General features: G+C 38.2%; 2 protein-coding genes and 2 rRNA genes (1 of these 4 cut by a window edge). 2 read left to right on the forward strand and 2 right to left on the reverse strand.

Annotated elements, in window-relative coordinates; translation table 11 throughout:
* Together psyc5s11_RS03865 and rrf are read left to right on the forward strand one after the other, a co-directional pair.
* Window positions 1-1189 (forward strand): 23S ribosomal RNA (locus tag psyc5s11_RS03865); it begins 1723 nt to the left of the window's first position.
* A gap of 135 nt (window positions 1190-1324) precedes the next feature.
* A 5S ribosomal RNA gene (gene rrf / locus psyc5s11_RS03870) occupies window positions 1325-1441 on the forward strand.
* A gap of 315 nt (window positions 1442-1756) precedes the next feature.
* On the opposite strand, the gene psyc5s11_RS03875 is transcribed toward rrf, so the two are convergent.
* Both psyc5s11_RS03875 and psyc5s11_RS03880 read right to left on the reverse strand, forming a co-directional pair.
* Entirely contained in the window at window positions 1757-2149 is a 393-nt protein-coding gene (locus tag psyc5s11_RS03875; RefSeq protein WP_224036323.1) for a hypothetical protein, read from the reverse strand.
* The gene (locus tag psyc5s11_RS03880) at window positions 2118-2336 is read right to left on the reverse strand and encodes a hypothetical protein (protein WP_224036324.1); all 219 of its coding nucleotides are present in this window, start codon (window positions 2334-2336) and stop codon (window positions 2118-2120) included. Before psyc5s11_RS03880 ends, psyc5s11_RS03875 begins: the two co-directional genes overlap by 32 nt.
* Window positions 2337-2500: the final 164 nt, after the last annotated feature.

Here is a 2500-nt window from a genome sequence, read left to right on the forward strand (position 1 = left end):
GTAACTTCGGGAGAAGGGGTGCCTGAGAAATCAGGCCGCAGAGAATAGGCACAAGCAACTGTTTAACAAAAACACAGGTCTCTGCTAAAGCGTAAGCTGATGTATAGGGGCTGACGCCTGCCCGGTGCTGGAAGGTTAAGGGGAATGCTTAGCACGTAAGTGCGAAGGTGTGAACTTAAGCCCCAGTAAACGGCGGCCGTAACTATAACGGTCCTAAGGTAGCGAAATTCCTTGTCAGGTAAGTTCTGACCCGCACGAATGGCGTAATGACTTGTGCACTGTCTCAACTGCAAATCCGGCGAAGTTGTAGTGCGAGTGAAGATGCTCGCTACCCGCGATTGGACGGAAAGACCCCGTAGAGCTTTACTGTAGCTTAGCATTGAATTTCGGTATTGTCTGTACAGGATAGGTGGGAGACTGGGAAATCAGAGCGTTAGCTTTGGTGGAGTCGTTGTTGGGATACCACCCTGATAGTATTGAAGTTCTAACTGGATGCCATGAAACTGGTGACAGGACATTGTTAGGTGGGCAGTTTGACTGGGGCGGTCGCCTCCTAAAATGTAACGGAGGCGCCCAAAGGTTCCCTCAGAACGGTCGGAAATCGTTCGTAGAGTGCAAAGGCATAAGGGAGCCTGACTGCGAGACCTACAAGTCGAGCAGGGACGAAAGTCGGGCTTAGTGATCCGGTGGTACCTCGTGGGAGGGCCATCGCTCAACGGATAAAAGCTACCTCGGGGATAACAGGCTGATCTCCCCCAAGAGTTCACATCGACGGGGAGGTTTGGCACCTCGATGTCGGCTCGTCGCATCCTGGGGCTGAAGTAGGTCCCAAGGGTTGGGCTGTTCGCCCATTAAAGCGGCACGCGAGCTGGGTTCAGAACGTCGTGAGACAGTTCGGTCCCTATCCGTCGCGGGCGTAGGAAATTTGAGAGGAGCTGTCCTTAGTACGAGAGGACCGGGATGGACTGACCTATGGTGTACCAGTTGTTTCGCCAGAAGCATAGCTGGGTAGCTAAGTCGGGAATGGATAAACGCTGAAAGCATCTAAGTGTGAAGCCAACCTCAAGATGAGATTTCCCATAGCGTAAGCTAGTAAGACCCCTTGAAGACTACAAGGTTGATAGGTCAGAGGTGTAAGTATGGTAACATATTTAGCTGACTGATACTAATAGGTCGAGGGCTTGACCAATTATTTAATCAAGTTGTAAAATATACATTAATTCTATATGCAATTTTGAAAGAACAATTCTTTCAGAGGAAAACAAATTCTAACGAATTTGGATAAGTTCGTCTAACTAAATCATAGATTTAGAGACTCACTTAATCTCGTGACGATGGCATAGAGGTAACACTCCTTCCCATTCCGAACAGGACAGTTAAGGTCTATAGCGCCGATGGTACTGCACGGGTGACTGTGTGGCAGAGTAGGACGTTGCGAGGTAAGTAAAAAAGATAGTTGTTATAACTATCTTTTTTTATATTCTTTTATATATTTATTAAAATGGATAAAAATATTTTAATAAATATATAAAATCAGCTAGGCAAAAGTGGATGTCCTAAGATGATTGCTTAAAATCATTTTGAGGCATTCTTTTTTTTATATACAAACTATAGTAGGATTGTTTTAGAATAAAAAGCTGATTCTATATGGTGACATGAAAATGGTTCTTTTCAATGTTAGTTGAATTTTAGATATTCAGGATTTAGAATTTTACTTTTTAATAAATAAAAACTACACCAACCATACATAATGCGTTTAATTCCATTTAATAACACTACCCTCAGCTAACCAATTATTATAATGATAAATTATTGCATTTTCAACAGCCTCTACATCTCTTTTAACTGAATTAATTTCGATAATATTTAAATTTGAGACTTTATTGAATAACAATAACCAATTATCTGATTTTCCGGCGGTTTTATTTTTTAATAGCGCTCTAAAATCATAAACTATATCAATTATCTTTTTATAAATTGGAAATTTCTTATATATTTTATTTAAAATTGTAGATGTTGAACCTTTGATTTTATCAATAGGCTTAAAAAATAGTTTTATAAGTGATTTTCGTTCAATTAATATATGCTCTGCCTTATTATAAGAATTATATTCATGATCATGAGTTAATAAATTCTTTCTTTGATACAATGATTTCTAATAGTGGATGATGAACCTGTATATGTTTGTTTTTTATTTTTTCTAAAATCTGTGTTAATGTTGCCCCTAAATCAATCATTTCCTTTATATATGAAATATATTTAGCTAATACATTTTCTATTTTGATTCTTAAATTGCCACTTATCACTGTTGTATTGGGATTTAAATATTTAGTCACAGTTCTTCTATCGAGGTTTAAATTTTTAGCTATTTTACTTACAGAGCGTTTAAATTGATAACTGACAATATAATTACTTTCGTTATCTATAAATTTATTAATTATCTTTGTCAGAAATCTTTGAGAGAGCTGTTAGATGTGAAAAATAATAATAATATTACACT

The organism is Clostridium gelidum (assembly GCF_019977655.1).
Taxonomy (GTDB): domain Bacteria; phylum Bacillota; class Clostridia; order Clostridiales; family Clostridiaceae; genus Clostridium; species Clostridium gelidum.